This window comes from Streptomyces sp. NPDC026589 (assembly GCF_040638385.1).
GTDB lineage: Bacteria > Actinomycetota > Actinomycetes > Streptomycetales > Streptomycetaceae > Streptomyces.
Genome location: NZ_JBEZYG010000032.1, coordinates 82,148 through 88,831, shown reverse-complemented (window position 1 = coordinate 88,831; position 6,684 = coordinate 82,148). Strand labels below are relative to the sequence as shown.

Sequence of the window (6,684 nt, the reverse complement as noted above, 5' to 3'; positions counted from 1 at the left end):
CCACCGTGCTGCCCGCCACCATCCAGGGCATCCGCCGCTATCTCGGCTCCGGGCTGATCAAGGGGATCGGGCCGGTGATGGCCGACCGGATCACCCCCACTTCGGCGTCGACACCCTCGACATCATCGAGCAGGAGCCGAAGCGTCTGGTCGAGGTCCCCGGCCTCGGCCCCGAACGCCCGAAGGCGATCGCGACAGCCTGGGAGGAGCAGAGGGCGATCAAGGAGGTCATGGAGCCTTTTCCCTCTTGATCAGGTGGTGAGTCCGAGGGCGACGACGACCCGGACAACGGCGGTGATCCGGGTGGTGCAGCAGCGGAGCTTCCGCAGGAGCCGCCAGAACTTGAGGGTGGCCATGGCACGTTCCTCGAGGCTGCGGATGCCGTTGGCGCCGGCCGCGCAGGTTCTTGCCCCGAATCAGGACGCGGACAGCAAGTCCCGCGCCCTGGTATGCCCTGTCAGCCCAGCACTTGACGTCGTCAGCGCCGAGAGCGGCGGGAACGCCGTGGGTCCAGGCCGCGGTCAGTCGAGGTCTCCCGCGCCGCCAACCACGGGCCCTGACCAGTATCCTCTCCCTTCGCGTTTACCGTGTCCAGGTTCGTACGCGGTACGCGTGAAGACTCGTACAGCGCCCGCTCTCGCCCTGGCCCTTCAGAAGAGGTCGTCCAGCGGCCCGGCCAGGGATCCCCATGCGGGCGTTGGGTCCCGGTCGGCGTCCCTGTCCTTCTTGCGGTTGATCGGGAACATCAGCTGCGCGCTGAGGAGTACCAGTCCGAGGCCTCCCGTACACAGTCCCGCACGAGCCCACCACATGCTGCCCGTCCAGTCCTGGGGCGGTCCGATGATGGCCCACACGGCGAGGGACATGCCGACAAGCAGAACAACCACCGCACTGATGCGACGCAGATCGATCTTCATGTGGTGATGATCGCACCAACGAGTTGGTGCGTGATAGCGGGTGCGCATGCTCTGCGGGTGAGGGATATGACTGATCGTTCCGTTTGGCGCATCCATTGCTCACTGGCATCTCGGAAGCTCATCCGGCCTCGCTGGTAGCTGAGTGGCCAGGCCGGGGGCGGTCAGCGTTGAGGGCCATCGATTCCGTGCACCTCATCCAGCCTGCCGGGTGGTTGGGTCGGCAGCCCAGCGGTGGGCATGAAGGAAGCTCGTGGTAGACGGGTTCACGACCAAGATCACCACCCCGCCAGGAGCTTCGTGTGCTTGTCCACCCTTCCCCAGGCTCTCGGCTCCGCTCGAGCAGGGGAGACCCCATTGCGTCGATCTGCCCAGCCGCACCCTGCGGCACCTCTCCGGTCTTCTCGCAGGTCACCGCCGCCGCGTCGGCTCCCGGTGGCGTCGTCCGACCTGTGGCCGGCAGGCCCTGCTCGTCTTGGCTCCCCTGCGCTGCGGCGACACTTATGCCCGCCTCGCGGCAGGCTTCCGCATCGGGATCGCCACCGTCCACCGCTACCTACGCGAGGCCGTCGACCTCCTGGCCGCCCTCGCGCCCACGCTGGAACAGGCCATGACGACCGTCCGGAAGAAGGCGTACGCGATCCGCGGCGGAGCGACCTGTCCGACCGGTGGCCGGGCTGTCCGTAGCTCTATCCGTAGCTCTGGACGGTTCCTCAGACGGGTTTGATGCTGCGGCCCAGCAGGGCCGTGACATCCACCGTCTCGTCCGCCGAGGGAGTGGCCGTGGGCACGGGCCGGTCGAATCCGGAGAAGTCCACGGTCCCCTTCTCGTCGGCGTTGCGCACGGTGATCCGCACCGGGTACGGCGTGCCCTCGGCGGCTACGTAGGCCGTCAGGCGCTCGTTGCCCTCGGCGCGGGTCACCGGAACGACGGGCGCACCGTTCACCTCGGTTTTCTCGCCCTTCGTCAGGGTGCCCCGGTCGGCGGTGTCGGCGTTGTCCGTGATCAGCTCGCGGAAGGTGTCGAGATCGCAGACCTCGGTCACGCTCAGCAGCCGGGGGTTGTCGGCCTCGGCCTTCATATAGCGGCCGTCGAGGATCGCGTCGAAGGTGGAGCCGCCGATCGGCACATGGTTCTTCCAGAAGGCGGCGTCCGGCTTCAGCCAGACGTCGTCGCCGCGCTTCACGATCTCGACCGAGCCGTCGTCGCCCATGTCGACGCCGCCCGCGCAGTTTCCCTCGCGGTCCAGGGTGAGGTCGAGGCTCATGTCCGGGCCGCTCCCGTCGAGACTCCCGCGCGCGCTCAGATGCAGGGAGTCCACGTCGAGCAGGGCGTCGCGCGAGCGGTCGGCGATCTCCTCGGCGCCGAGCGAGTCGATGTCGTCGTCAGCCTGCGCGACCACACCACTCGTCAGGGTGAGGGCAACGGTCGCGGCCCCTGCCGCCGCACGTGCGGCCCAACGGTGTGCGCTCACATCGCCTCCTCGAAAACGCCCCGGTCAGGGGGTGCGCTCCATGAGAACCGGCACATTCGAGCGTACGCCGCGAGCGGGGGAGCCGCCCGGCGCGCACACGGAGCGTAAGACGTGAACGCGTTTCCCGTTACGGAGGGTGGGCAGAGCTGCGGTGATCCCGCCCGGGATCGATCACCGGACGACCCGGACCCCCGTTCCGGACGGAACGGTTGAGCGTGCCGCCTCCTCTCGTTACCCTCCAGTAAGTACGTGTGGGCGCAGCCGGGACGACCGGTCGTCCCGCACCACGAGGGAGGCGGCACGCCCATGTCCTCAGCGGAGCCCACCGAAGCGAAGCCCACCGAGCAGACCGGTCCGGCCGTACGGGAACCCGGACGCGGCCCCCGCCCCACCGCCCCCGTCCCGCCGCCGGGGCCGGGGCCCGGACTCGTGGAGAGCGCCCGCCGGCTCGCCGACGCCACCACCACCTCCACCGCACTCGTGGCCGACGCCCTGGCCCGCATCGAGGCCACGCAGCCCACCCTCAACGCCTTCCGCCACCTGCGCGCCGAAGCGGCTCTCGCCGAGGCCGCGGAGGCCGACCGGCGGCTCGCGGCGGGGGAGCGGCTGCCGCTCCTCGGCGTGCCGGTCGCCGTCAAGGACGACACCGATGTGGCGGGTCTGCCCACCCATTTCGGCTGCGACGGAGAGCGCCCCCCGGCCGCCTCCGACAGCGAGGCGGTCCGTCGGCTGCGCGCCGCCGGAGCCGTCGTCGTCGGCAAGACCAACTCCTGCGAACTGGGCCAGTGGCCCTTCACCGAAGGCCCCGCCTTCGGCGCCACCCGCAATCCCTGGAACACCGCGCACACCCCGGGCGGCTCCTCCGGCGGATCGGCGGCGGCCGTCGCCGCCGGACTCGTCCCCGCCGCCCTCGGCTCGGACGGCGCCGGATCCGTGCGGATCCCCGCCGCGTGGACGCACCTCGTCGGCATCAAACCGCAGCGCGGGCGCATCTCGGTCCACCCGCACAGCGACGCCTTCCAGGGGCTCACCGTGAACGGCACCCTCGCCCGTACGGTCGCCGACGCGGCGCTGCTCCTGGACGCCGTCGCCGGAGCGCATCCCGACGACTTCCACCGCCCGCCCGCCGTGCGCGCCGCCGACGCCGCCCGCCGTGACCCGGGCCGCCTCCGCATCGCCCTCGCCTGGCGTCCCCCGCTCACGCTCACCGGCGCCGGACCGGACCCGGAGGTGCGCCGGGCCGTCATGCTGCTCGCCGAGACCCTCGCCCGGCTCGGCCACCACGTCGAGGAGGCCCGCCCCCGGTACGGGCTGATCGGCCTCGCCTTCGTGCCCCGCGCCACCGCCGGCATCGCCGAATTCGCCGCCCGCCACCCCGAACCGGCCCTGCTCGACCCGCGCACCCGCAGCGCCCTGCGGACCGGGACACGGCTGGGCGGGCGGGTGGTGCGGGCCGCCCGCGCCCGCGAAGTGCGCCAGCACCGCAGGATCGGCGCCCTCTTCGACGCATCCGGCTTCGATGTGCTGCTCACCCCGACCACGGCCGCGCCGCCGCCCCGGATCGGCGCCTTCGACCGCCTCAGCGCCTGGCGCACCGACCTCACCATGGCGGCCGCCTGCCCCTACGCCTGGCCGTGGAACGTCCTCGGCTGGCCCGGCGTGAACGTCCCGGCCGGCTTCACCCGGTCCGGGCTCCCCGTCGGCGCCCAGCTCCTGGGCCCCTCCCGCAGCGAGGAGCGGCTCATCGCGCTCGCCGCCCAACTGGAGGGCGACCTGCGCTGGTACGAGCACCGGCCGCCGCCCCACGCGGTACACCGGCCCCCACCCCCGTAACCCGCCGGCCCCCGGCCCGTAACGCGGGGACCCGGCGCCTCACGCCGGGCGGGCGGCCCCCATCAGCGGGCTGGTGGAGCCCCGGTCGCGGACCGATGAGGGCCCGACCCCGGGACACGGACGCGCCCACGGTGTGTGAAGCCGTGCGGGGGCCTTGTGGAGCCCGGCACGGTGAAGAGATATCTTGATGTCAAGCAATGTTGCAGACGTGGAGCGGAGCACCCGGTGACTGACTCGACCATCATCTATACGCACACCGACGAGGCCCCTGCCCTGGCGACCTACTCGTTCCTGCCCGTCGTCGAGGCCTACGCCTCGACCGCAGGCGTCACGGTCGAGCGCCGTGACATCTCCCTCGCGGGCCGGATCATCGCCAGTTTCCCGGAGCACCTCAAGGCCGAGCAGCGTATCGATGACGCTCTCGCCGAGCTCGGCGAGCTGGCCAGGACGCCCGGCGCGAACATCATCAAGCTGCCGAACATCTCGGCGTCGATCCCGCAGCTCAAGGCCGCCATCGCCGAGCTCCAGGGGCAGGGCTACGCGCTTCCGGACTACCCGGACGACCCGCGGACCGACGAGGCCAAGGACGTTCGCGCCCGCTACGACAAGGTCAAGGGCAGCGCCGTGAACCCGGTACTGCGCGAGGGCAACTCCGACCGCCGCGCCCCCGCGTCCGTCAAGAACTACGCCAAGGCCCACCCGCACCGCATGGGCGCCTGGAGCGCCGACTCGAAGACGAACGTCGCCACGATGGGCGTCGACGACTTCCGCTCCACCGAGAAGTCCGCGGTCATCGCCGAGGACGGCTCGCTCCGCATCGAGCTGCACGGTGACGACGGCGCCACCACTGTGCTCCGCGAGTCCGTACCCGTCCTCAAGGGCGAGGTCGTCGACGCGGCCGTCATGCGCGTCGCCGCGCTGCGCGAGTTCTTCACCGCGCAGGTCGCCCGCGCCAAGGCCGAGGGCGTGCTGTTCTCCGTGCACCTCAAGGCCACCATGATGAAGGTCTCCGACCCGATCATCTTCGGCCACGCGGTCCGCGCCTTCTTCCCGAACACCTTCGCCAAGTACGGCGACCAGCTCGCCGCGGCGGGCCTCACCCCGAACGACGGCCTGGGCGGCATCCTCAAGGGCCTTGACTCGCTGCCGGACGTCGGCGCCGAGATCCAGGCGTCCTTCGAGGCCGAGCTCGCCGAGGGCCCCGCCCTCGCGATGGTCGACTCCGACAAGGGCATCACCAACCTGCACGTCCCCAGCGACGTCATCGTCGACGCCTCGATGCCCGCCATGATCCGCACCTCGGGTCACATGTGGGGCCCCGACGGCGACGAGGCCGACACCATCGCCGTCCTCCCGGACAGCAGCTACGCCGGTGTCTACCAGGTCGTCATCGACGACTGCCGCGCCAACGGCGCCTTCGACCCGTCGACCATGGGCTCCGTGCCCAACGTCGGTCTGATGGCGCAGAAGGCCGAGGAGTACGGCAGCCACGACAAGACCTTCGAGATCCCCGCCACCGGCACCGTGCGCGTCGTCGACACGAACGGCGCCGTGGTGCTGGAGCAGGCCGTCGGCGCCGGCGACATCTTCCGGATGTGCCAGACCAAGGACCTGCCGATCCAGGACTGGGTCAAGCTCGCCGTCACCCGTGCCCGCGCCACCGGCAACCCGGCCGTGTTCTGGCTGGACGAGACCCGCGCGCACGACGCCAACCTGATCGCCAAGGTCACCACGTACCTCGCCGACCACGACACCGACGGCCTGGACATCTCCATCAAGTCCCCGGTCGAGGCCACGGCCTTCTCCCTGGAGCGCATCCGCCGCGGCGAGGACACCATCTCCGTCACCGGCAACGTGCTCCGCGACTACCTCACCGACCTCTTCCCGATCCTGGAGCTCGGCACCAGCGCGAAGATGCTCTCCGTCGTCCCGCTGATGAACGGCGGCGGCCTCTTCGAGACCGGTGCGGGCGGCTCGGCCCCCAAGCACGTCCAGCAGCTCGTCAAGGAGAACTACCTGCGCTGGGACAGCCTGGGCGAGTTCCTGGCCCTCGCGGTCAGCTTCGAGCACCTGGCGACCACCACGGACAACGCGCGGGCGCAGGTCCTCGCCGACACCCTGGACCGGGCGACGGGCACCTTCCTCAACGAGGACAAGTCCCCGAGCCGTCGCCTCGGCGGCATCGACAACCGCGGCAGCCACTTCTACCTGGCCCTGTACTGGGCCCAGGAGCTGGCGCGGCAGACCGACGACGCGAAGCTGGCCGAGGCGTTCGCGCCGCTCGCCAAGACGCTGGCCGAGCAGGAGGAGACCATCGTCGCCGAGCTGATCGCGGTGCAGGGCTCCCCGGCCGAGATCGGCGGCTACTTCCAGCCCGACCCGGCCAAGGCCGAGGCCATCATGCGCCCGTCCGCCACGTTCAACCAGGCCATCGCGACCCTCGCCTGACCTGAAGTGAGGCGG

At 71.2% G+C, this 6,684-nt stretch carries 4 protein-coding genes and 3 pseudogenes; 4 read left to right on the top strand and 3 right to left on the bottom strand.

The genetic code is table 11. The features are described from left to right. A pseudogene (locus AB0F29_RS36865) lies at nucleotides 1-326 on the top strand (helix-hairpin-helix domain-containing protein); the annotation flags it as partial. Here the strand turns inward: AB0F29_RS36865 and AB0F29_RS36860 are convergent. Continuing rightward, nucleotides 251-476 (bottom strand): annotated as a pseudogene (locus tag AB0F29_RS36860) (IS5/IS1182 family transposase); the annotation flags it as partial. The pseudogenes AB0F29_RS36865 and AB0F29_RS36860 sit on opposite strands and share 76 nt — an antisense overlap. Nucleotides 477-649: 173 nt before the next feature. Continuing rightward, entirely contained in the window at nucleotides 650-916 is a 267-nt protein-coding gene (locus AB0F29_RS36855) for a hypothetical protein (protein WP_018961474.1), read from the bottom strand. A 364-nt stretch (nucleotides 917-1,280) separates the two neighbouring features. Between AB0F29_RS36855 and AB0F29_RS36850 the strand changes: the two are divergent. Next, nucleotides 1,281-1,529 (top strand): annotated as a pseudogene (locus tag AB0F29_RS36850) (transposase family protein); the annotation flags it as partial. A 97-nt stretch (nucleotides 1,530-1,626) separates the two neighbouring features. Here the strand turns inward: AB0F29_RS36850 and AB0F29_RS36845 are convergent. Next, entirely contained in the window at nucleotides 1,627-2,388 is a 762-nt protein-coding gene (locus AB0F29_RS36845) for a hypothetical protein (protein WP_361881911.1), read from the bottom strand. 306 nt (nucleotides 2,389-2,694) lie between these two features. On the opposite strand from AB0F29_RS36845, the gene AB0F29_RS36840 reads away from it, so the two are divergent. Both AB0F29_RS36840 and AB0F29_RS36835 read left to right on the top strand, forming a co-directional pair. Beyond that, nucleotides 2,695-4,221: an amidase gene (locus AB0F29_RS36840; RefSeq protein WP_361881908.1), complete on the top strand. Its 1,527-nt coding sequence runs from the start codon at nucleotides 2,695-2,697 to the stop codon at nucleotides 4,219-4,221. Nucleotides 4,222-4,446: 225 nt separating this feature from the next. Continuing rightward, complete coding sequence (locus AB0F29_RS36835) at nucleotides 4,447-6,669, top strand: NADP-dependent isocitrate dehydrogenase (protein ID WP_361881905.1); 2,223 nt, start codon at nucleotides 4,447-4,449, stop codon at nucleotides 6,667-6,669. The last annotated feature ends 15 nt before the right edge of the window (nucleotides 6,670-6,684 follow it).